The organism is Nodosilinea sp. AN01ver1, assembly GCF_050565655.1.
GTDB lineage: Bacteria > Cyanobacteriota > Cyanobacteriia > Phormidesmidales > Phormidesmidaceae > Nodosilinea.
The window spans coordinates 15,013-36,347 of record NZ_JBNXVS010000050.1 but is presented as its reverse complement, the minus strand read 5'-3'; the positions used below and the strand labels follow the sequence as shown (position 1 = coordinate 36,347).

General features: G+C 60.5%; 22 protein-coding genes and 1 pseudogene. 15 read left to right on the top strand and 8 right to left on the bottom strand.

Translation table 11 applies throughout. The annotated features are described in order from the left end of the window. Positions 1–128 precede the first annotated feature (128 nt). Positions 129–346: pseudogene (locus tag ACQ4N7_RS25745) on the top strand (XisI protein); the annotation flags it as partial. Here ACQ4N7_RS25745 and ACQ4N7_RS25740 read toward each other — a convergent pair. Then, a complete protein-coding gene (locus ACQ4N7_RS25740) occupies positions 343–468 on the bottom strand; it encodes a hypothetical protein (protein ID WP_430714300.1) in 126 nt (41 codons plus the stop codon). The pseudogene ACQ4N7_RS25745 and the gene ACQ4N7_RS25740 sit on opposite strands and share 4 nt — an antisense overlap. Positions 469–614: 146 nt before the next feature. Here ACQ4N7_RS25740 and ACQ4N7_RS25735 point away from each other — a divergent pair, with 146 nt between their 5' ends. The 4 genes from ACQ4N7_RS25735 (at position 615) to ACQ4N7_RS25720 (ending at position 2,925) form a co-directional block, all read left to right on the top strand. Further along, positions 615–953: a hypothetical protein gene (locus ACQ4N7_RS25735; RefSeq protein ID WP_430714299.1), complete on the top strand. Its 339-nt coding sequence runs from the start codon at positions 615–617 to the stop codon at positions 951–953. A 207-nt stretch (positions 954–1,160) separates the two neighbouring features. Further along, positions 1,161–1,559 carry a DUF433 domain-containing protein gene (locus ACQ4N7_RS25730; RefSeq protein ID WP_430714298.1) on the top strand — a complete coding sequence of 133 codons (399 nt, stop codon included), beginning with the start codon at positions 1,161–1,163 and terminating at the stop codon, positions 1,557–1,559. A gap of 71 nt (positions 1,560–1,630) precedes the next feature. After that, positions 1,631–1,900, top strand: coding sequence for a nucleotidyltransferase family protein (locus ACQ4N7_RS25725; RefSeq protein WP_430714302.1), 270 nt, complete (start codon positions 1,631–1,633; stop codon positions 1,898–1,900). A 659-nt stretch (positions 1,901–2,559) separates the two neighbouring features. Next, a complete protein-coding gene (locus ACQ4N7_RS25720) occupies positions 2,560–2,925 on the top strand; it encodes a hypothetical protein (protein WP_430714297.1) in 366 nt (121 codons plus the stop codon). A 135-nt stretch (positions 2,926–3,060) separates the two neighbouring features. Here the strand turns inward: ACQ4N7_RS25720 and ACQ4N7_RS25715 are convergent, their stop codons facing one another. Next, a complete protein-coding gene (locus tag ACQ4N7_RS25715) occupies positions 3,061–3,240 on the bottom strand; it encodes a helix-turn-helix domain-containing protein (RefSeq protein ID WP_430714301.1) in 180 nt (59 codons plus the stop codon). A 581-nt stretch (positions 3,241–3,821) separates the two neighbouring features. Here ACQ4N7_RS25715 and ACQ4N7_RS25710 point away from each other — a divergent pair. From ACQ4N7_RS25710 to ACQ4N7_RS25685, 6 genes are all read left to right on the top strand, one after another. Then, positions 3,822–4,055 (top strand): hypothetical protein, encoded by a 234-nt coding sequence (locus ACQ4N7_RS25710; RefSeq protein WP_430714296.1) that lies wholly within the window; start codon positions 3,822–3,824, stop codon positions 4,053–4,055. Between the two features lie 26 nt (positions 4,056–4,081). Then, a complete protein-coding gene (locus ACQ4N7_RS25705; RefSeq protein ID WP_430714295.1) occupies positions 4,082–5,374 on the top strand; it encodes a tetratricopeptide repeat protein in 1,293 nt (430 codons plus the stop codon). Further along, positions 5,355–5,906, top strand: coding sequence for a hypothetical protein (locus ACQ4N7_RS25700; protein ID WP_430714294.1), 552 nt, complete (start codon positions 5,355–5,357; stop codon positions 5,904–5,906). Before ACQ4N7_RS25705 ends, ACQ4N7_RS25700 begins: the two co-directional genes overlap by 20 nt. A gap of 39 nt (positions 5,907–5,945) precedes the next feature. Then, positions 5,946–6,227 carry a hypothetical protein gene (locus ACQ4N7_RS25695; protein ID WP_430714293.1) on the top strand — a complete coding sequence of 94 codons (282 nt, stop codon included), beginning with the start codon at positions 5,946–5,948 and terminating at the stop codon, positions 6,225–6,227. Positions 6,228–6,405: 178 nt separating this feature from the next. Continuing rightward, positions 6,406–6,942 carry a hypothetical protein gene (locus ACQ4N7_RS25690; RefSeq protein WP_430714292.1) on the top strand — a complete coding sequence of 179 codons (537 nt, stop codon included), beginning with the start codon at positions 6,406–6,408 and terminating at the stop codon, positions 6,940–6,942. Further along, positions 6,923–7,135 (top strand): hypothetical protein, encoded by a 213-nt coding sequence (locus ACQ4N7_RS25685; RefSeq protein ID WP_430714291.1) that lies wholly within the window; start codon positions 6,923–6,925, stop codon positions 7,133–7,135. The genes ACQ4N7_RS25690 and ACQ4N7_RS25685 overlap by 20 nt, the downstream gene beginning before the upstream one ends. 109 nt (positions 7,136–7,244) lie before the next feature. Here the strand turns inward: ACQ4N7_RS25685 and ACQ4N7_RS25680 are convergent, their stop codons facing one another. From ACQ4N7_RS25680 to ACQ4N7_RS25670, 3 genes are all read right to left on the bottom strand, one after another. Further along, the gene (locus ACQ4N7_RS25680) at positions 7,245–7,694 is read right to left on the bottom strand and encodes a phosphate-starvation-inducible PsiE family protein (protein WP_430714290.1); all 450 of its coding nucleotides are present in this window, start codon (positions 7,692–7,694) and stop codon (positions 7,245–7,247) included. 13 nt (positions 7,695–7,707) lie between these two features. Next, complete coding sequence (locus tag ACQ4N7_RS25675) at positions 7,708–9,945, bottom strand: molybdopterin oxidoreductase family protein (RefSeq protein WP_430714289.1); 2,238 nt, start codon at positions 9,943–9,945, stop codon at positions 7,708–7,710. A 279-nt stretch (positions 9,946–10,224) separates the two neighbouring features. Then, positions 10,225–11,817, bottom strand: coding sequence for a ferredoxin--nitrite reductase (locus tag ACQ4N7_RS25670; protein ID WP_430714288.1), 1,593 nt, complete (start codon positions 11,815–11,817; stop codon positions 10,225–10,227). Between the two features lie 266 nt (positions 11,818–12,083). On the opposite strand from ACQ4N7_RS25670, the gene ACQ4N7_RS25665 reads away from it, so the two are divergent. The 3 genes from ACQ4N7_RS25665 to ACQ4N7_RS25655 all read left to right on the top strand — a co-directional run bounded on the left by ACQ4N7_RS25665 (position 12,084) and on the right by ACQ4N7_RS25655 (position 15,578). Next, positions 12,084–13,193: a HEAT repeat domain-containing protein gene (locus tag ACQ4N7_RS25665; protein ID WP_430714287.1), complete on the top strand. Its 1,110-nt coding sequence runs from the start codon at positions 12,084–12,086 to the stop codon at positions 13,191–13,193. A 245-nt stretch (positions 13,194–13,438) separates the two neighbouring features. Then, on the top strand, positions 13,439–14,368 hold the full coding sequence (locus tag ACQ4N7_RS25660; RefSeq protein ID WP_430714286.1) for a LysR family transcriptional regulator: 930 nt from the start codon (positions 13,439–13,441) through the stop codon (positions 14,366–14,368). Between the two features lie 127 nt (positions 14,369–14,495). Next, positions 14,496–15,578, top strand: coding sequence for an anthranilate phosphoribosyltransferase family protein (locus tag ACQ4N7_RS25655; protein ID WP_430714285.1), 1,083 nt, complete (start codon positions 14,496–14,498; stop codon positions 15,576–15,578). Between the two features lie 177 nt (positions 15,579–15,755). Here the strand turns inward: ACQ4N7_RS25655 and ACQ4N7_RS25650 are convergent, their stop codons facing one another. After that, on the bottom strand, positions 15,756–16,376 hold the full coding sequence (locus tag ACQ4N7_RS25650) for a DedA family protein (RefSeq protein ID WP_430714284.1): 621 nt from the start codon (positions 16,374–16,376) through the stop codon (positions 15,756–15,758). Positions 16,377–16,385: 9 nt separating this feature from the next. Continuing rightward, positions 16,386–19,091 carry a cation-translocating P-type ATPase gene (locus ACQ4N7_RS25645; RefSeq protein WP_430714283.1) on the bottom strand — a complete coding sequence of 902 codons (2,706 nt, stop codon included), beginning with the start codon at positions 19,089–19,091 and terminating at the stop codon, positions 16,386–16,388. 204 nt (positions 19,092–19,295) lie between these two features. Between ACQ4N7_RS25645 and ACQ4N7_RS25640 the strand changes: the two genes are divergently transcribed. After that, positions 19,296–20,378, top strand: coding sequence for a DUF3616 domain-containing protein (locus ACQ4N7_RS25640; protein WP_430714282.1), 1,083 nt, complete (start codon positions 19,296–19,298; stop codon positions 20,376–20,378). A 19-nt stretch (positions 20,379–20,397) separates the two neighbouring features. Here ACQ4N7_RS25640 and ACQ4N7_RS25635 read toward each other — a convergent pair whose 3' ends face one another. Continuing rightward, positions 20,398–21,333, bottom strand: coding sequence for a CHAD domain-containing protein (locus ACQ4N7_RS25635; RefSeq protein WP_430714281.1), 936 nt, complete (start codon positions 21,331–21,333; stop codon positions 20,398–20,400). Positions 21,334–21,335: the final 2 nt, after the last annotated feature.

Genomic DNA, 21,335 nt, shown 5'->3' with positions numbered 1-21,335 from the left:
GTCAACTATGGCAGCCACCAACCCTAAGTGGTCCAGATTCTCTATCTTCAAAGCGCGATCCCATGGATTGCTCTGAGCTTACCTCAGTCGCCCTAAATATCCCTTTTGTCAACCTGCGGAATGTCGGTTACCAGCTGATGCGGGTGGGCTGGAAGGGGGCTAAGCCGGGTTTACCATACGGTGCTTCATTTCGATATTGAAAAATGGCAAAATCTGGCTTCAGCAAAACACAACGGACATTGATGTTGGCCAAGAACTCGTTGACATGGGTATTGCTAAGGAAGATATTGTTCTCGGATTGCATCCCAGCTATAAGCGCCCCTACACCGGCTACGGAGTCGCCTAGAACACCAGGCGTGGCGATCGCCGCAGCGGGCAAATTGCCAACTCTGAGATGTTGCCTGGGCTGGCGATCGCCACTGTAGAAGCAGCCTTGAGGCGATCGCCCACCGAAGACGATGCCACCATCAACCGTTGGCTTCTGGATCTGTTTAGCCATGACGAGCAGGAAGGCTAGATAGGCTCGACGCTGACGAAGCCCCAAGCTCACTTGAGTAGCAGTGCGGGAGACTATATTCAAGATTGGAGGCCGAAGCGCTAGGAGCTAGCTAATCATGCCGAAGAAGAAAACTACATCAGTTGTCGGAACCTGGCACATCTACGAAATGGAACAGTGGGATGAGGATTATTTCAATATGGAGGTGCAGGCCAATATCACGATCAACCAAAGTGGGATTGGAGATTTTCAATTCGGCTTGGTCGCTGGAGGTTTGGATGGAGAGTTTGTCCGAGAGGGCGACACTGAACGGTTTGAGTTTACCTGGGAGGGTAATGATGAGTGTGATGAAGCCTCTGGTAGTGGCTGGCTGAGGCTAAAGTCAGCGGATGAGGTGGAGGGAAGCATTGTGTTGCATGGGGGCGATCGCTCTGCCTTTGCCGCCCGGAGAGCTTGATAGCTCGATCGCCGCCTTTAGAACAGAGCGTTTGCTGCACAGTTCAGGTATGAATCACTGTTAAACGCTGATGGACTCATTGATCGGGAAGGGGCGATCGCGCTTGTTAGTAGTTTGTATGCTGCTGCGGTTAGCCAGGTGAGTGTGGCGGGGGAATGGGGCGATCGCTCTTGCTAAAATAAGTCAACCAGTCAGATTGGTCTAAGCATGGCAACCTATCCTGTCAACCTGCCGCTTCAGCTTCAGCAAGAAGCCTTGCAATGGGCCACTGATCAAGGCATCGCTCTGGATGACTTTATTTTGTGGGCAGTAGCCGAGAAGATTGCCGAGCTAAAGCACCAGTTCAGCGATCGCACATTTCCCAATGTTGCCTATCACCAGGGGGCCAGCGGCCAACAGGTGCCTGTGGTTGCAGGTACCAATATTCGGGTACAGACGATCGCGATCGCCGCTCACCAGTGGGGCCTAACAACCGAACAACTGGCAGAAGAATACAACCTGAGCGCAGCACAAATTGATGATGCTCTAGCGTTTTATGCGGCCAATCAGGCCGAGATGGATGGTGCAATTGCCCTAGAGGCTGCGATCGAAGCATCGCATGTCTAGCCCTAAACTGCATCTGGATGCGGATGCCTCAATTAAGGCATTGCATTCAGCTTTAATAACACGAGGGCACGATAGCCGCTGAATTAGTCAAGCGTAAGCAGGCACAGATTGCAGAGCTATGCCGCATCAACCAGGTCGCTCGGCTCAATCTCTTTGGCTCCGCGACTCGATCTACCTTCGATGCCCAAACCAGCGATTTTGATTTTCTAGTCGAGTTCGCTACCGATAACCCAGAGGGTGCTGCCGATCGCTTCTTCGGGTTAAAGCACGGATTGTCTACAGTCCTGGGTCGCACAGTAGATTTAGTGACCTTGCCGCCGCCAAAAACCCCTACTTCTTAAAAGAGATCGCCAGCGATCGCCTTATAATCTATAGACATTGAGGTTCAGCGGTATCTCTACAACCTTCAAGCGGCAGATGCCATCATTCTCAACCCTCAACAATTCTCCTTAGCCGCGATCGCCTACTCCCCACCCGCGATCGCTTATACCCTAAGCCTTAACCCATAAGCAAACCAGCTTAAGGCCTACTGCTTAGCCGCTAACGAGTTCTCATTAGCCGTTAACCAGTTCTGCTTAGTCGTAAAGCAGTTCTCGTTAGTCGTTAACGAGTTCTTTGTAGTTGCTAATCAGTTCTGCTTAAGCGTAAACGAGTTCTCGTTTGCCGCTAACGAGTTCTGCTTAAGGGCAAAGTAGTTCTGTGTTGCCGTTTGCGGGTTCTCAGTAGAGCTTAGCCAGTGCCCTACCCGCGTTAGCACTTAGACCTTGGCAAGGGTTGCCAAAACAGCCGAGAGTACTGTTTCTTTTTCAAAAGACTAAGCGTAAAACTACAGAACTCCTCTGGCCCCTTTTGAAGAGTTCTCGCCCCCGGCATAAAGCTTTCATGTCTCTTTAGCCATCAGGATGCTTTTGAAATCTGGGCGTCAACTCTTAACCTACGTTGATCACCCGGTCAGCCCCTCCAGCCCTTTAATTCAAACTCCCAAGGAGGGAGTACCACCATGGCACGAGCCAAACGCACATCTACCTCTCTACAAAAAGCAGAGCGTCGCGCTTCCGCGATGGGCTCCATTGCTCGCAACCTCGACCTGGGTAACGGCATGACCCTCGCTTCATTCTGGGCCGATATTGACGCTATGCGCGATCGCCAGAAAAAATACAACGAGCTGCTTTCCACCGTCGATCAGCTCTATAACGAAATGCTCGATGCCGAAAAAGCCCTGGCCGAAAAGTCCGAAAGAATGCTGAATGCGGTAGCCGTAGTCTATGGTCGCAAAAGCTCTGAGTATGAAATGGCGGGCGGCAAGCGGCGGTCTGAGCGGCGACGGTCTAGCCAGTCTGCTCCCGATCAGCAGTCAGTTGCTTAGACACTTAACCCAAATCCAAGACAGGTTGAGGGGCGATCGCATGGCAGTATGCGATCGCTTCTTTTGTTTTGTTCCCTTGACGGATGCTCAAAGGGTGGATGGTGGGCGGTGCCCACCCGACGGAATGGCGTTGCACTATTGCTCATCACCCAAATACCGCTGCACGAATGCCTGTGACGCGTCAGGATTTAGCTTTTTCAGCGATCGCACAATCTCCACCACCGTTTCAGCCGTTGGGTCGCGCTTCTCGTTGACCCAGCGATAGACATTATTACGCTCCACACCCATTGCCACCGCCAGAGCAAACTGGCTGATGTCGTACTCCTCTAAAACCTCACCCCGACCGCGAGTCTGTCAAAATTCTCGTTATCGGCAGCAAACAGTCCGTCAGCTCCATCGTCGTTGCCCTGCACCAGCTCGGCTTTGCCGAAATCTTTGAGTGGACAGACTTTCTCAGCGCCCCCAACGCCGACAGGCCAATCCAATTTCAGCCTCACGAGGTGATGAAAGCCTTGGTGAAGTATCTGCCAAAGGGCGAGGGGTGAAGGATGCGGGGGTAAGGGGGGTGAATGGCTTTCACCATGATGTGGTTATTACCACCGTCAAATATTCCCGTCAGCAGTTTGAGGGTAGCCCTAGGGCTGTCATCAGTTAGCTGCTAAACGTTCAAAAATCAAGGGTTACAGCCCCTGGTTTGTCTTTTAGGTCGGGCGTGGCAAGGCTTGATATGCCGAACTTTTGGCCACAATTGATGACACGCCCTAGGGACCATTGGCCTCAACCAGTTTGGGCTCGAACGCCGCGCGGTTCGCTACGGCCAGGCCCTGGCCCAGAGATCGCTGTCGCTGCCCCGGCTCCGGGCGGCTCGCCCCTACGGCATTACCCAGGTGCTGGTGATGGCCAGTGCCCAACCGCTGCAGAGTGCCCTCCGAACCCTGCGGCGAATTGCGCCAGAGGTGCGCGGTAGCACCAGCGAAGCCTCCGCCAACGAGGTCATACGCGATATGTTTGGAGCATTAGACAGTCGTCGCGGCAGCACCGACAGCCATCTGCCACCCGGCCCTCGTCTGATTGATGCCAATGCCGTGGCCGTGCTGTCGCTATTGTTTGATGTTGTTTCCGCCACCTAGTCTCCCCACCTCCCCCGCTTGAAAACATGGACACCGCGCATCCGCTAGAACACTCTGCCAACGACTACCGCCAGTGGGTTAGCAAACTGGTGAGCGATGCCGATGCCTGGAGCGAAGAAACGGTGCTGGCAACGCTCCACAGCCGCGATCGCATCCAGCACCAGATCGATCAACTGGCCGAAATGCCCGACGAGGAAACGCTGCCACCCCGGTTTTGGCTCGATCTGGCCGAGGCCGATGCCGCCTGGGGCCGCCAGAGCGATCGCCTGCGGGCCATACCCGCGCTGGCTGGCTGGCGCAAAAGCGTTCACCCCCCGGAGCACCACTGGTGGTGGTACCCGCCCGATCCAGAACCGCCCAAGGAGGCCCTGGCCTGGCTGTGGGGCGGTCTCACCATTGCGATGCTGACCATTAGCCTGGCCCTGGCGCAGGATATTGCCAGCCGCTTTACCGCCGACACGCCGGGGGTGTGGAGTTCGCTGGGGGCGATCGCGCCTGTCGTACTCACTCTATTCGCCAGCGGCGGTGCTCTTACCAAAGTGGGTCAGCAGGCGCTGGAGAATCTTCTGTCTACCCGTGGTTCCGCCCGCAAAAACTGGGCCAAAATCAAGTTTGCCCTCGCCTTTGCCCTGGCCCTGGGGCTGTTTTGCTTTCACTCCCTGGGGCTGCCCCGCATTGCCGCCGCCTATAACCAGCAGGGCGAAGAGCAGTACGAAACCGGCGACTGGGCCAGCGCCCAAAATAACTTTCAGCAGGCCCTCAGCCTGAAGCCCGACTACCCCGAGGCCCAGTTCAACCTGGGCGTGATCTACGAAGAATTTCAGGAGTACGACAAAGCTCAAAACGAGTATCTAAAAGCCGTACAGGGGGGCTACCTACCGGCCTACAACAACCTGGCCCATCTCTACATGCGCGACGGCAACTACGACCAGGCTATTCCACTGCTATTGCTAGCTTTAAACTCCCCTAAGCTGCAGCAGCAAACCTCTGAACTAGAGTACGTGCTGCGCAAAAATCTGGGCCAGGTGCGGCTGGAGCAGGGCCGTCTGCCCGAGGCCGAAACCGAGCTGCTAGAGGCTATTCGCATTGGTGAGGAGATCGACCCATCTCGCCCAGATGCCTACTGTCTACTGGCTCAAGTGCTGGAACAACAGCCCGAGGGGGCAACCGAGCCTACCGCCCCCATCCCCACCGCCCGAGAGACCTGGACCCAGTGCCTGCAATACGCCAATCGCCCCGAAGACGATCGCTGGGCCGGCCTGGCCCGAGCAGCCCTAACGACAACGGAGACCCCAGCCTATGCTGAGCCATCGCAATAGCCATCAAGATTGGCCCTCAGACCGGCGGCGGCATCAACCGCTTGCTTGGAACCGACTCTGGCGATCGCTGCTTACCCTCTCCGTCGCCGGGCTCGGTCTGGCGCTACGGCCTACCGTCGCCCACGCCAGCCTGGCCCGCATCATGACCATCAGCGGCAGCGTACAGCTGCGGCGCGAGGCCTGGAGCGAGTTTCGTCGGGCCAACCCCGGCACAGCGCTGTACGGCCCCGACCTGCTGGAACCGGGCCGGGGCAGCCGTATTGTTGTGATCTGCTCAAACGGCAGTCGGTGGGTTGTGCCCGCAGGCACGATTTCAGCGGTCAACAACGGCTGCCCCGGCACCCTATATACCCTGGTGGTAGAGACCGATACAGGCGCGCTCTCCACCGATGACCCGCCCACTCTGCGGTTTAATCTGCTGACGGGCGATCGCGTTGAAGCCGCCCAAACCGATATCGCCGCCGTCGAGGCTATGGACTTACCCGATATGGTGGCCACGCTGATTTTGGTCGAAGATGTCTACCCCCGCTAGGAGCTGACCGGGGTCGCCATTGAGGCCCTGGAGGGATTGGTGGCGGCGGGCTGTGAAACCGCCAAAGTGTGGCGACTGCTGGGCGATCTCTACCTCAAGAGCGGCCTGCGTCTGCTGGCGGAGCAGAACTATGAAACCGCTCTGGCCCTGGCGACGGACAGCCTTGAGGAACAGGCGCTAACCCAGTATGGTCTGGACACGCTCTACGCTCGGGTGGAGAAACCGGAGAAAGCCACCGAATATTTAGAAGCGGCTCAGGCGGGTGCTCTAGAGCTGGGGGATGATGTGCTAGCGGCAGATATCGCCGCTGAACTGCCGTAGCGGGCTGGCGAGGTATTCCCTAACCGTTTTTTCAGACAAACCAACTGGATTTTTTTCAATTACAGTGAAAATTATTCCACCTAATGGTTTCCCTTAGCCTGGAGTACGACGGTACGACAAGCGTTTCGCGCTTTAAAATTGTTTGACCGTATTTTTAGTCACTATTAACCGTTTAGCTATGCCAACTCAGCCTAAAACTAGACCCCTCGGAGAACTGTTGCAGCAGGCAGGGTTGCTCTCCCAAGCGCAGCTGGAGGTGGTGCTTCAGGACCAAAAATGGCAGCCTGATCTGAGAATTGGCGACATTCTTGAGCTGCGCGGGTGGGTCAAGCGCGACGCCATCGAGTTTTTTGCTGAGCAGTGGCCAAAGTTGGTGGCGGGCGGTCGAGACAACCCCATTGGGTATTATTTTCAGCAGGCGGGGCTGCTCGACTCGCAGCAGGTAGATGCCCTGCTGCGAGAGCAAAAGCAGGCGGGGCTAAGAATTGGGGCGCTGGCGGTTTTGCACGGGTGGCTTTCCCAAGAGACGCTCAACTGGTTTCTGCAATCGCTGGCCCCAGAGGAGTCTGCGTCCTCAGCCTTTATGAAGCGGAAGGCGCGGAATGAGGGCGAGCGCCTCAGCCCAGCCGCGCCGCTCAGCCAGCCAAAAACGGTTGCAGACCCGCCAGCTGTAGAGCCAGCCAAGTCTGAGCCGGATGATATTCACTGGGTTTAACCAACTTAACTGCCGCGATGGGGCCAACTACCAGTTGCGCTACCAGCTCGTCGCCGCGCCCGATGCTGACCCGGTTGCCAGTGCGATCGCCGCCTTTGAGCAATCCTCCCAGCCGTTCTCAGGCTTTATGGATGTTCTCATCCAGGTGACTCTGGCTGTGAAACGCCAACTATACCAATGGCCATTGCGCTGAGGCGTCAACCCTGGTTATGGCTAAAAATTGGGGAGGCCCAACGGCTTATAGCCATCACCTCAAAGATGTGGGTCATGCTCTAACCGCTCTGGTGATGGCTGTACCCCCTTTAGCGATGGCTGGCGCGCACGATCCAGTAGCTGATGGCGAGGGCAAAAATAGCCAGGGCAAGCCCAATCAATGTCGTACCCGACACCTTATCCAGGTCCAAAATGATAAACTTTCGCCCCACGGCCGTCAGGGCCGTGGCGATCACGAGTTCAACCTGCACCACGTGCTTTTGAATGTAGGCGGTGATATTTTCTAAGATCTCCAGGGCGATTAGCACCGTTAGAAAGAGGCCAAAGACATCGATTACGGTTTGGCCCAAAAACGCGCCGGGAGCGGTGGTAAAAATGGCTTCGACCAGTACCACAATCAAATCGAACACGATCGCCAAAATGACGACCACCATGGTCAGGGAGAGCAGCTTAGAAATGCTGCCCTCAAACTGGTGTAACCGCAGTAGAAACGTTTCGTTTTTGAACTGATTGATCAGCTGCTTGGCCCGGTTCGCCATGGAAGTTCAATGCTCAGGGGGTGGGTGCTGCTGAGAGAATAGACGATTCTAGGGCCTGGGGTAAAGCCTCAGGCCGGGCGGATGGGTCTGGGCTGAGGCGATTGAGAGGCACCACCTGCACAGCGCAGGCCTTCAGCTCGGGCTGGCCTGAGATCGGGCAGGCCGTTGGATGGGTGAGGGCATTGCACTCGGCATCGTCGGCCCACAGGCTGCCCCAGTGCATGGGCACAAACAAACTGCCCCGGCGAATATTTTGAGTGACCAGTACCGGCAGCCGGACGCTGCCACGCGGCGATCGCACCTCCACCCACTCGCCACCCTGTACCTCTAGCTGCTGGGCATCGCGGGGGTTCATTTCGAGAAACGGGGCCGGGTGCATTTTTTGAGTTTTCTCAATGCGCCCGGTGCGGGTCTGGGTGTGCCAGTGGCCGTAGAGCCGCCCGGTGGTGAGCACAAAGGGGTACTGGTCGTCGGGCGGTTCGGCCAGCCCGTTGCTGTGCAGGGCGGCGAAGCGGGCGCGGCGATCGGGGGTGGCGAAGATGCCCCTAGTGTAGAGCCGCTTGTCGTACTTAGATGCAGCGGTCTCGGGCGTTGCGGGATCGGGGCAGGGCCACTGGATGGGGCCGTGGGCGGCGAGGCGATCGTGGCTGAGGCCGGTGATATCGCAGGGCTGGCCCCGGGTGATGGCGGCAAACTCGCGGTAGACCTCGGCGCTGTTGGCAAAAGCAAACTTGTCGGCAAAGCCCAGACGGCGGCCCACCTCAGCAAAAACTTCCCAGTCGGGGCGGGCCTCGCCGGGGGGCGGACGAAAGGCGGGACAGAACGTGACCACCCGTTCAGAATTCGTCATGGTGCCGGTTTTTTCGCCCCACTGGGCGGCGGGCAGCAGCAGGTGGGCAAACTCGGCGGTTTCGGTCGGGTAGTAGGCGTCTTGGTAGACGGTGAAGGGAGACTGGCGCAGGGCTGCCTTGGTGCGGTTGAGGTCGGGCAGACTGACTGCCGGGTTGGTGGCGGCAATCCACAGCAGGCCTACCTGCCGCTGCTCCAGGGCCAGCATCATTTCGCCCACGGCTAGCCCCGGCGTCGCCGAGATGTGCCCGGCGGGCAGGCCCCAAAAGGCCTCGACCTGGCGGCGGTGGTCGGCGTTTTTGACCAGGCGATAGCCCGGCAGAATGTGCGATAGTCCGCCCGCCTCGCGACCGCCCATGGCGTTGGGCTGCCCGGTGAGCGAAAACGGCCCCGCCCCCGGACGGCCAATGTGGCCGGTCATCAGGTGCAGGTTGATCAACGCCCGCACCTTGGCGGTGCCCTCCGACGACTGGTTTAGCCCCATCGACCACAGCGAGAGTGCCGCTTTGGCCTTTGACCAGGTGCGGGCGGCGGTTTCGAGATCGGCCACGGTAATGCCGCAGCGATCGGCCACCAGCTCGGGGTCGTAGTGGCGCAGCACCTCGGTATAGCCAGCAAACCCCTGGGTGCAGCCGTCGATAAACTCAGGGTCGATCGCCCCCCAGCGCAGCAGCAGGTGGCCAATGCCGTTGAGCAGAGTGATATCGGTGCCGGGGCGAATGGCCAGGTGCAGGTCGGCGGCCTTGGCGGTGTCGGTGCGGCGGGGGTCGACCACAATCAGCTTGACGTGGCCGTTACGCTTGTGGTGCTTGCGCAGCCGATTAAACACAATCGGGTGGCACTCGGCGGTGTTGGTGCCGATCAAAAAGGCGCAGTCGGTGGCCTCCAGGTCGGCGTAGCAGCAGGGGGGGCCGTCGCTGCCAAAGCTCTGAATGTAGCCCGCTACCGCCGAGGACATGCACAGCCGCGAGTTGGCGTCGAAGTTGTTGGTGCCCAGGCAGCCTTTGACCAGCTTTTGGGCCACGTAGTAGTCTTCGGTTTGAAACTGCCCCGAGCCGTAGACGCAGATACCGTCTGGCCCCAGCTCCCGCCGCACGGTTTGAATTCGGCCCACGATCGCATCCAGCGCCACATCCCACGACACTCGCTCGAAGGGAGCGTCGAGCGAGGCCCGCAGCATGGGGTACTTGAGCCTGTCGCGATCGAGCGACTCGGCCACCGTGGCCCCTTTAACGCACACCATGCCCTGGCTAGACGGGTGGGCGCGATCGCCCCTGGTCTGCCACAGCGGGTTTCCCTGGGCGTCACGGTGGGTGGGCTTGTTGGGCTGGGCCGGCGGCAAGACTTCCAGGCCGCAACCCACGCCGCAGTAAGGACATAAGGTTTTGGCGGGGTCAGTCATAGAGGGGCGAGTAGGAGAGTGGATGGGTAGCGGTCCCTGAGCGGAGTCGAAAGGGTGGTCCCTGAGCGGAGTCGAAAGGGTGGTCCCTGAGCGGAGTCGAAGGGGTGTGTGACGCGTTTGGGAGTGGCCGTAGGTTTAAAATCAGACCCGCTTTAGGAATCTATGATGAAACCCTGATGCCTACTCTCGCCACGGCCCCCTGGCCTGTGCTACGTTTGCCTCAAATGCAAACTGTGTGTCCTGGGGCCGTTGGCCGACAGGGCATTTTTTTAGCCCGATTTAGTCTGCCGTCACCACTACGCCGTTGCGGGATGGGCTGAATTCTTTGGGCTGGGCTCCGAAGTTTTCGATTAGCAGCGATCGCAGCACGTCGTGCAGCTCGTCACAGGGGATGCCCTGCTGTACTTTTTCGCCCAGGTGGGCCTCCTTGCCCACTTTGCCGCCCATGAAAATATCGACCCCTTCAACGGTTTTGCCGTCCTTGCGCACCTTGGTGCCCATCAGGCCAATGTCGGCTACCTGGGGCTGACCGCAGGAGTTGGGGCAGCCCGTCCAGTGAATGCGTACCGGCTGGGTCAGGGTGAGTTCGGCATCGAGGGCTTTGGCCAGCGCCAGGGCGCGCTGCTTGGTTTCGACCAGGGCAAAGTTGCAGAACTGGGAGCCTGTGCAGGAAACCAGCGATCGCGTCAGGGCCGAGGGCGAAATTGAGAATTTCTCCAGCAGCGGCTCCTGTAGCAGCACCGGCAGGCGCGAGTCGGGCACGTTGGGGATGATCACGTTTTGCTCCACCGTCAAGCGCAGCTCGCCGCTGCCGTAGACCTCCGCCAGGCGGGCCAGGTCAAACAGGTCGCTGGCCATCAGCCGCCCCACCGGCACGTGCAGCCCCACGTAGTTGAGCCCCACCTGCTTTTGCGGGTAGACGCCGATGTGGTCGCGCTTGTCCCAGTCCATTTCGTCCTTGGGGGCGGCAGACAGCAGGGGCTGGCCGTAGGCCACCTCCACCGCCGCCCGAAACTTGTCCAGGCCCCACTCGTCGATCAGCCACATCAGGCGGGCCTTTTGGCGGTTGGTGCGGGGGCCGTGATCGCGGTAGACCTCCAGAATGGCCCGGCACAGCTCGACCACGCTGTCATCGGGCGCTACCCAGGCATTGAGCGGGATCGCCGCCTCGCAGCGCCGGGCCGAGAAGAACCCCCCTACCACCACGTTAAAGCCCAGCACACCCTCGCGGTAGGCGGGCACAAAGGCGATGTCGTTGATTTCGGCGTGAATGGAGTTGTCGCGGCCCCCCTCGATCGCAATGTTGAACTTGCGAGGCAGGTTGGTAAAGGCCGGGTTGCCCTCGCCGTTGTTGGTAATCATGTCCTGAACTTTGCGCACCAGCCCCTGGGTGTCGATCAGCTCGTCGGCGTCGAGGCCCGCCACGGGCGACCCGGTGATGTTGCGCACGTTGTCCATGCCCGACTGCACCGAGGTGAGGCCAGCGGCGTGCATGCGGCGAAAAATATCGGGAATATCTTCGAGCAAAATGCCCCGCAGCTGCAGGTTTTGCCGGGTGGTGACATCGGCGCTGCCGTCTTCGCCGTAGCGCTGAATGATCTCGGCCAGGGTGCGCGCTTTGTAGCCCGTGAGCAGACCGTTGGGCAGGCGCAGGCGCAGCATAAACTTGCCGGGCGTGACCGGGCGAAAGAAAATGCCCAGCCACTTGAGCCGGTGGGTGAGGTCGGTGTCGTCGACGGCTTCCCACCCCATCTGGGCGAACTGCTCCAGCTCGTGCTTGACCAGCAGGCCGTCTTTCTCGGCCTTAAACTGTTCAAACTTATTGAGTTTGGCGGTGGCCGTTGGGTTGGCCGTGTCGATGGAAGTGGTCACAGGCTACACCGTTGTTGCAAGACGTCTGAGGCAGGGTTTGAGGCAGGGGCGATCCCAAAAGGATCCGGGTTTATCTATCAAAAAACCAGTGTGGTTAGCCTAGTCTCGCTCTGGGGTGGTGTTTGTATAGACTCATACGTTTTTGGTCAGTCCATGCAGCCTCCGCAAGAGCTATCTGCGCGAATCGCATAGCCTACCATTGGGAAAATTAGGCGCTGCGCCTATGGTGTAGAAGATCGACCTAGGGCGTTGTCAGGAGCGTGGCTGTGTCTGCATTTAATGAGTTTTTGCCCAATTCAGCCGCCGCGACCGGGGCTACCATCGCCGGGCTCTGCCAGGGTGACTTTCATGACCGCTGGGATCAGGCCCGACAGGTGGCCCACCTGGGCGAGGCGGCCCTGACCGACCTGCTGGCCATTTTGAAGGATGAAGACGGCGACTGGGAGGCCCGCTGGTTTGCCGCCCGCGCCCTGGGTGAGCTCAACCATCCCCAGGTGGTGCCGGCCCTGATCGCCACCTTTGCCGCCACCACCGACGACGATCTGCGCCAGGCGGTGGCGGCGGCCCTGACGCAGGTTGGCCCGCCTGCGATCGCGGCCTTAGGCGAGCAGCTGGCCCAACCCGCCCTCCGCCCCGTGGCGGTGCAGGCCCTGTCCCGCATTCCCCACCCGGCCACCCTGCCCCTGCTGATGGCGGCCACTGACGACGAGCGATCGCCCGTGCGCGCGACCGCCCTCGATGCCCTCTGTCCCTTTGCCGACATCGCCACCTGGCCCGTGGTGCAGCGGGGCCTGCAGGACTCGGCCCCAGCGGTGCGGTCCGCCGCCATTCGCGGCCTGCTGAGTCTGCGGGGCCACCTGAGCGCCGACCAGCTGGTTGAATTTCTGACGCCGTTAGTCGATGACCCCGACGAGACTATCGCCCAGCAGGCCGTCTATGCCCTGGGGCGGCTGACGGGGCCTGCCGCCGCCACGGCGCTGCTGCGACTGCTGCCCGCCAGCAACCCGGCTGCTCAATCAACGGCTGCCCTGCAAACAGCGGCGGTGCAGGCCCTGATCTGGCACAACACCACCCTGGCCCTGACGGGGCTAGTCGCCGCCTGGGACGACCTAGCTCCGGCGGCGCGTCTGGCCCTGGTGCAGGGGCTGCCGACTCTGGTTCCAGAGCTACAGCCCCCGGCGGCTCAGGCCTTAGCGGGGTGGCTGGGGGCAATGCCTGCCACCTCCGAGCACAGCCTGCTGCGCCGCCACCTGGTGCTGGCCCTGGGCCAGGTGGGCCGCGCCGAGGCCGAACCGCTGCTGCGATCGCTGCTTACCGACCCCGACCAGGGGGTACAGCTCCACGCCGAGGCGGCCCTGCGCCAGCTACAGCGGTAGTACCGCTGCGCGGAATGCAAAATTCAAAATGCGAAATCTTTAGAGCGGTTAAAGCACCAGCCTGTTGTTTGGGTCAGCGTGGCGGCACTGGTGATCAAGGGTTCTTGGCCAGAATTGAGGGTACGCCCTGAGTCTCGCTACTTTTGATACCAAGACTGGGGACACTATCTGTTAATTAAAAACAGGGCTGTCTGGCGTACCGTCGCCAGAGATGCCCTTGTTTAGCAGTGGCGTGGATCCCGCGAATGCGCATAGAGCAGCTCCAAGCATTTTTGTCGGTGGCCGAAACCGGCAGTTTTCAGGCGGCGGCCCAGCAGTGCCAGGTGACACAGTCTACGGTCAGCCGCCAGGTGCAGGCCCTGGAGGCCGAACTCGATGCGCCCCTGTTTCATCGCGGGGCCCAGGCCAAGCTGACGGTGGCTGGCGAGCGGCTGCTGCCCAAGGCCCGCCGCATTCAGCAGGACTGGGCTCAGGTGTCTAAAGATATTGCCGATCTGATGGCGGGCAAGCAGCCGGAACTGTGCGTGGCGGCGATTCAGTCGGTGTGCGCCACGGTGCTGCCCCCGGTGCTGCAGCAGTTTTGCGCCGAGTACCCCCAGGTGCAGCTGCGGGTGACGGCGCTGGGCAGCGATCGCTCGCTCAAGGTGCTGCGCGACGGCCTGGTCGACCTGGCGATTGTGATGGATAACCCCCGCCTCACCACCCAGCCCGAGATGGTGGTCACGCCCCTGTTTGAAGAGCCGGTCGAGGTGCTGATGGGGGCCGACCACGATCTGGCCCGCCAGCCCGCGATCGCCTGGGAAATGCTGTCGCGGTTTCCCCAGATCTTATTCAAAGACGGCTACGGCATGCAGCGGCTGGTGCAGCAGCAGTTCCAAGACCGGGGCGAAACCTTTAATGCCGCCCTCGAACTCAACACCCTCGATGCCTTTCGCGGCGTAATTCGCCACGGCAATTTTGTCGCCCTGCTGCCCCAGTCGGCCCTGGCCGACTGCCGCGATGACCCCACCCTGGCGGTGCGCCCCACCGAAGCCCCGGTGCTGACCCGCTCGGTGGTGCTGGTGACGACCCGCGATCGCCTGGTGATTCCGCCGATTCAGCGCTTTCACGCCCTGGTGCAGAGTCTGGCCAGCCCCGGTCGGCCGCGCCGACCCGCCGCCGTATCCTATAGCTAGCGCCAGCGACCAAGGCGAATCGGGCCGACCATCGGCCCTGACAGGGTATGATTTGCAAACCCTGCCCCCCCCTTATGGACCGATCAGGAGGGACAGATGAGGAGGGACAGATGAGGGACAGACAACCATGAGTAACGAGTTTCGGGAATTGCTCAAGCACGTGGGCAGCGGCAGCCACACCTCCAGAGCGCTCACCCGCGCCGAAGCCGCAGCCGCCACCCGCATGATGCTGACCCAAACCGCCACCCCGGCCCAAATCGGCGCGTTTATGATCGCCCACCGGATCAAGCGCCCCACCGCCGAAGAGCTGGCCGGTACCCTCGATGCCTACGCAGCCCTGGGGCCGACCCTGCCCGCGATCGCCCCTGACAGCGCCTACAGCCGCCGCGCCCTGGTGCTGAGCTGCCCCTACGACGGGCGATCGCGCACGGCCCCGGTCACCCCCGTCACCGCCCTGGTGCTGCTGGCGGCGGGGATCCCTGTGGTGCTACACGGCGGCGATCGCATGCCCACCAAAGAGGGCATTCCCCTGATCGAACTTTGGCGACAGCTGGGGGTTGACCTCAGCCCCCACAGCCTGGAGCAGGCCCACACCCTGCTCAACCGCACTGGCCTGGGCTTTGTCTACCTGCCCCAGCACTTCCCTGCCGCCCACGGTCTGGTGCCCTACCGCGACCAGATTGGCAAGCGCCCCCCCTTCGCCACGGTCGAGCTGATGTGGTCGCCCTACGCTGGCCCCCACACCCTGGTGATGGGGTTTGTGCACCCGCCCACCGAAGAGTTTGCCAAGGGCACTTTTGGCCTGCGCGGGCAAACCGACTGGATTAGCGTCAAGGGGCTGGAGGGCAGCTGCGACCTGGCGCGGGGCCGCACGGCGATCGTCGGCGTCAGCCACCAGGGCTGCTTCGAGCGCCTGCTGCTGCACCCCCGCGACTACGGCTTTGAGGGCGATGATGTGGAGCTGGGCGATGAAGCCTCCCTGGGCGATCGGCTGCTGGATGTGCTGGCGGGTCAGCCCTCGGCCCTGCAAAAAACCGCTCTGTGGAACGCCGGATTTTACCTGTGGCAGGGGGGGGCGGCGGCTTCCCTGGAGGCCGGGCTGGCCCAGGCGGAGGAGCTGCTGGTTACAGGCAAAGCGCTGGCCCAGCTAGAGACCCTGCGCCAGCAGGCCGCCCTCCTGAGCCAGACCCTGACCTATAGCCACAGCTAGAGCACCAGTTCAGTATCTGATCAGGTTGGGCGGCAGAGCCGCCGCTGAGCATTCCCATGCAGAGCATTGGAACGAGGGGATAGCCGTTCCCTTTGACTCCGCTCAGGGAACGGCTATAGCTGTCTTTTATTGTTAGGGTTGCTGCGCTAGCGGCATGGATGTTCGGTATGAGGTGGGTCAGCGCTCACGGCGCTGGCGGCGCTGGCGGCGTTTGACAATCCAGACAACGGCGGCGATCGCCAGCGTGATCAGCACAATTTTGCTGATTGGAGAAATCCACTGCTCCACCCGATCGAACTGATCGCCGAGGATGTAGCCCGCCGCCGCCAGCGCCCCCGTCCACAACACGGTGCCCAGAGCGGAGTAGGCCAGGTAGGGCAGCAGCGGCATGTGGCTGAGCCCCGCTGGCACCGACACATAGGTGCGCACCCCCGGCACGATGCGGCCGACCCCGACCACCCAGCTGCCGCCGCTTTTTTGAAAAAAGTCAAACGCTTTGTCAATATCTCGAGGCTTCAGCGTCAGCCAGCGACCGTAGCGCTGCACCCAGTCCATCAGCTGCTCGTGGGTAATCAGCCGCCCCAGCACGTACCAGGCCGACGCCCCCAGCAGCGAGCCTAGGGAGCCAGCGGCAATCACCCCGGCCAGGTTGAGCCCGATGCTGCGGCGGCTGACGAACCCGGCCAGGGGCATCACCAGCTCCGACGGAATGGGCGGAAACAGATGCTCCAGCACCATCAGGCCAAAGATGCCCAGGTAGCCAAGGGACTCAATCCAGGTTGTAATCCAGTTGAACATGGGACTGCTTTACCGCTTTGCTTTGCGCTCGAACAATACTTTACCCAGCTGCCCCACCACGAGCGGAATTAGGCTGGCCCCAAACACCAGCCCCCAGGCGCGCCCCGACAGCCCGGTGGTGCCCAGGGCATCGGAGAGGCCGGGCACGTAGACCGCCGCCAGCAAAATCAAGGTGCAGATAACCAGGGCACCCCAGACGAAGGGATTGCGGGTCACTTCGTTGTGTAGCGGGCTGGTGCCGCGACTGCGCATGTTAAAGATGTGCCACAGGCGGCTAAACGACAGCGTCATAAAGGAGATGGTAACGGCCTCGGTGCCGTCGAGCTGCCAGACCCGCAGGGCGATCGCAAAGGTACCCAGGGTAGTGGCCGCAATTAGCAGGCCGTACAGCCCGATCGCAATCCAGTGGTCCTGGGTGAGCACGGCCTCGCTGCCCTTGCGCGGCGGTCGCTGCATCATGGTGTCGTCGCCTTCGCCCAGGCCCAGGGCCAGGGCCGGAAACACGTCATTGACGGCGTTGATATAGAGAATTTGCAGGGGCAGCAGGGGCAGCGGCGCATTGGCAAATGAGGCCAGGGCGACGGCGATAATTTCCCCCGTGTTGCCCGAGAGCAGGTAAAAGGTGAACTGGCGAATGTTGCGGAAAATTGCCCGGCCCTGGGCCACCGCCGCCACAATGCTGGCAAAGGAGTCATCCTGCAGCACCATGTCAGCGGCTTCCTGGGCGACCTGGGTACCGCGCTGGCCCATCGCCACGCCGATGTCGGCCTTTTGCAGGGCCGGAGCGTCGTTGACGCCGTCGCCAGTCATCGCCACGATCGCCCCGTCGGCCTGGTGCAGCGCAATCAGGTTGAGCTTTTGCTCGGGGCTGACGCGGGCAAAAATCGACACCTGCTGCAGCTCCTGGCGGTGCTGGTCGGTGAGGTCGTCGAGGGGTTTGAGCGCCTTGCCGGGCAGCGCTTTGGCCTCGCGATTGCCCACCAGCCCCACAGCCAAACCAATGTTGCGGGCCGTAATTTGCTGATCACCCGTCACCATCACCACGCGAATGCCCGCCTGATGACAGGCCTTAATCGAGTCTTTGACGCCCTGGCGCGGCGGATCTTCGAGCCCAACCACGCCCAGCAGGGTCAGGTCGCTGTAGGGGTCGTCCTGGGCCGTGTCGGTGGTTTTGGTGGCAAAGGCCAGCACCCGCAGTCCGGCCTCAGCGGTGGCGTGCATGCGCTGCTGCCAGCGATCGCGGTTTTCCCGATCCAGCGGCTGCACACCCTGCCCGGTATGGTACTGGGTGCAGCACTCCAGCACCGCCTCGGGAGCCCCCTTGACGGCTACCCAGTAGCCGCCTTTGGCGCTGTGGTCTCTGGCGTTGTGAATGGTTGCCATCATCTTGAGGTCGGGGTCGAAGGCGACCTCGCGCTCCTCAGGATACTGCGATCGCAGGTCGTCGCGGTGCAGATCGGCCTGCTGGCCCAGATTCAGCAGAGCAATCTCCATCGGGTCGCCAATGGTGCGATCGGGGGCCTCAGAATCGGGCGGCTCGGCGTTGTTGCAGAGCACCGCCACCCGCAGCAGCTGCGCTAGCGCCTCGTGCTGCGGCGGCTCGACAGGTTGATTGTCGAGGCTAAAAGGAGTATCGCCACTGCTGCCCACCTGGACGGTGCCTGTTTCTACTACGACCTGGCTGGCGGTCATGCGGTTTTGGGTCAGGGTGCCGGTTTTGTCGGTGCAGATAATGCTGGTCGAGCCCAGGGTTTCGACCGCCGAGAGGCGGTTGATCAGGGCGTTTTGCTTGGCCATACGCCACATGCCTCGGGCCAGGGCCACCGTGGCGACAATCGGCAGGCCCTCGGGCACGGCGGCGACGGAAAGGGCGATCGCCGTCTCGACCATCAGCATCAGGTCTTTGCCCTGCACAATGCCGCTGATCGCCACGATCGCCGCAATCACCAGCGTGATCCAGATCAGCCGCCGCCCCAGCTGGTCGAGCCGCTGCTCCAGGGGAGTCTGCTCACCCCCGGCCTGGGCCGCCAGGGTCGAAATGTGGCCCAGCTCGGTCTCCATGCCGGTGGCGGTGACAATGCCCTCGGCTGACCCCAGCCGAATCGCCGTGCCCTTAAACACCCGGTTGGTCTGCTCTGCCAGCGGCAGGTCAGGCTCGACCGGCTGGATGGTTTTGCTGGCGGGCAGCGACTCCCCGGTCAGGGCCGACTCATCGGCCTGCAGGTTAGAAGCGCTAATCAACCGCAGGTCGGCGGGTACAATATCGCCCCCCTCCAGCACTACGATATCGCCAGGCACCAGCGCGTCAGCCCCCACCTGCTGCACCTGCCCCTCGCGGCGCACCTTGGCCTGGGTCTGGCTGAGCTGCTGCAGCGACTCCATCGATTTCACCGCCCGCAGCTCAGTGACGAAGCCAATCAGGGCGTTGAGGGCGATCGCGATCACCACCGCAATGCCCTCAATCCACTCCTGAAAGGCAAAGGCCAGCACCGCCGCCACCGCCAGCAGGCCAATAATGGGGCTCTTGAACTGGTCTACAAAGATTGCCCCGGCCCCGCGCTGTTTCGCCTCTTCGAGTCGGTTCCAGCCGTACTTCTCTCGCTGGCGATCGACCTGCCGACTGTTCAGCCCCTGGGCGGCATCCACGCCAAAGGCCTCAAGCACCTTCTGCGGCTGGGATTGCACCACCTCAGCAGGCGAAACGGGGCTATTCATGCAAACTTCCTTTAAGGATTAATACTGAACTAAAGGTAGGCAAGCTAAGCAGAATTAACCTCTACCGATCTATAGAAGATCAATCGGCAACAACTGGATTTCTTCCCTTTGAGCGATGTTAGTCTTTGCTGCGATCGCTACGTTAGAATTTTGGTGATTAAGGATTTCTAGCCATTACAGCAGCTCAATAACTGAATAACCGACATGCCCAACGGATTTTTGCTCAGCCGCGCCCTGCTCAACTTTCAAACCGATTCGGAAGATTTATTAGCCGAACTATCTGCCGTAACGCGTACCCCCGACGGCAATCTCTGGCTGGGTTCCGACGAATTTATTACAATTGAGCGGCTGTCGCCCATGGGAGACGGAGTCTACGGCAACCACAAAACATTTCACCTTAAAGACTTTATTAAGCTCTTTGATCACGAATCTGAAATTGATATTGAAGGGCTTGACTACTGCAATGGCTATCTTTGGGTAGTGGGCTCTCACAGCTTAAAACGCAGTCAGGCGAAGGGCAAAAAGCAGCACAAAGATATCGAACGCCTGACTGAAATTGAAAGCGATCCAAATCGATCGCTGCTGGCTCGACTGCCCGTTCTCAGCGGTGAAATTGTGCCCACCTATGCCCGTTCTAAGGGTGAAAATGGCACTCTGACGGCGGCTAGCCTCAAGCAGGTCAACGGCCATAATGTGCTGCTTGAAGCTCTCGCTGAAGATGAGCATCTGGGGCTATTTCTAAAAATGCAGCTGCCCTCCAAAGACAACGGTTTTGATGTGGAGGGGCTAGCCGTCAACGGCAACCAAATCTTTTTGGGGCTGCGCGGTCCGGTGCTGCGGGGCTGGGCCATTATTCTTGAGATTGAGGTAGAGGACGGCGAACCCGGCGAGCTTGTGCTCAAAGATTTGGGCAACGGCTGCCTCTACCGCAAGCACTTCCTCGACCTCAACGGCCAGGGCATTCGCGAGCTGTGCCTGCACGACGGCGACCTGCTGGTGCTGGCTGGCCCCACCATGGAGCTAGAGGGCGCAATGCAAATGTTCCGCCTTGAAGACGTGCTGGAGCACACCAACGACACCCTGTGGAGTCAGGATTCTGGTCAGCTCAAGGTGCTGTTTGACCTGCCTTTTACCATTGGCTCAGATCATGCCGAAGGGCTGGTGCTGGTGCCCTGTATGGGCTACGACAATAGCCTCATGGTAGTCTACGACTCTCCCGACGATAGCCGCCGCCCCGACCCCAAAGCGGTGTTTGCCGACATCTTTCGCCTGCCTCCAAAAGGCTGAGCGGAGCTGGGTCTTGAACCTAGGACTCGGCTCGACTAGCGGCTGCGGCTACAAACCAGGGCTGCCAGTAGCACGCTATGCGGTGGGTAAAGGCGGCGGGATCTTCGCAGTACAGCCTGTGCCCGAGTTCGTTGGCCTGCTGGTGCAGTCTGTGCTGGCGATGCTTCATCAGGGGCAGCAGCACCTGCATGTGAACCGCTTCGATCGCGATTTCGGTTGGTGAGCCAAGCAAAAACGATCGCAGGGCTGCAACGTCGTGCCCATCGCCCAGGGCCTGGGCCAGCTGATCCATTTCTGACTCAAAGGCAGTCATTACACTGGGCCACAGGGGCTTGAGTAGACCGGTGATGTGCCACAGGTCTTTGACCCGCTTGCGCCAGTCGTGAAAAGCATCGTCGCTGCCGTCTGCGTAGGCGATGTGGTAGCGCGTTTGTCCCTGGCTGTAAATTTGCTTCAGGTTGGCAGAAAGGGCTTTCCAGCCGGTTTTTTGGAGGGAAAGCTGGTTGAGACGGCCCTGGCTGTCTTTAAGGTCTGAAACAATGGCCGCAATGGGGGTATCGCCGTTGGTGAGTTCTTTAAGTCTGACCTGATGCAGGTCGCCTAGGCTCGCTTGCAGCTTAGAGAACTCCCCGGTGTCTAGGTCAAGGCCGTAGGCATCAAGCAGGCCGTTCAGGGTCTGCTGGTAGACTTCGCTGTCACGGGCCAGTGAGAGCGATCGCCCCAGGTCGCGCAGCCGGTTTTTCTCTCGATTGTAGGTGTCTTTATCGATCGACTTTCGCACCAGGCGCAGCACCGATCGCACCTTTTTTAAGTGCTTGCGGGCGTTGTGAACCGCCTCCCCTGGGGTTTGCTGAAACTCTTCGCTGAGCTGCTGAACGGCCTTCTCCAGCTGTTCACTGAGAATGCGGCGAATGTTGTCTTCAACGGTGCTGTCAGCAGAGAGTTTATAAGCCATAG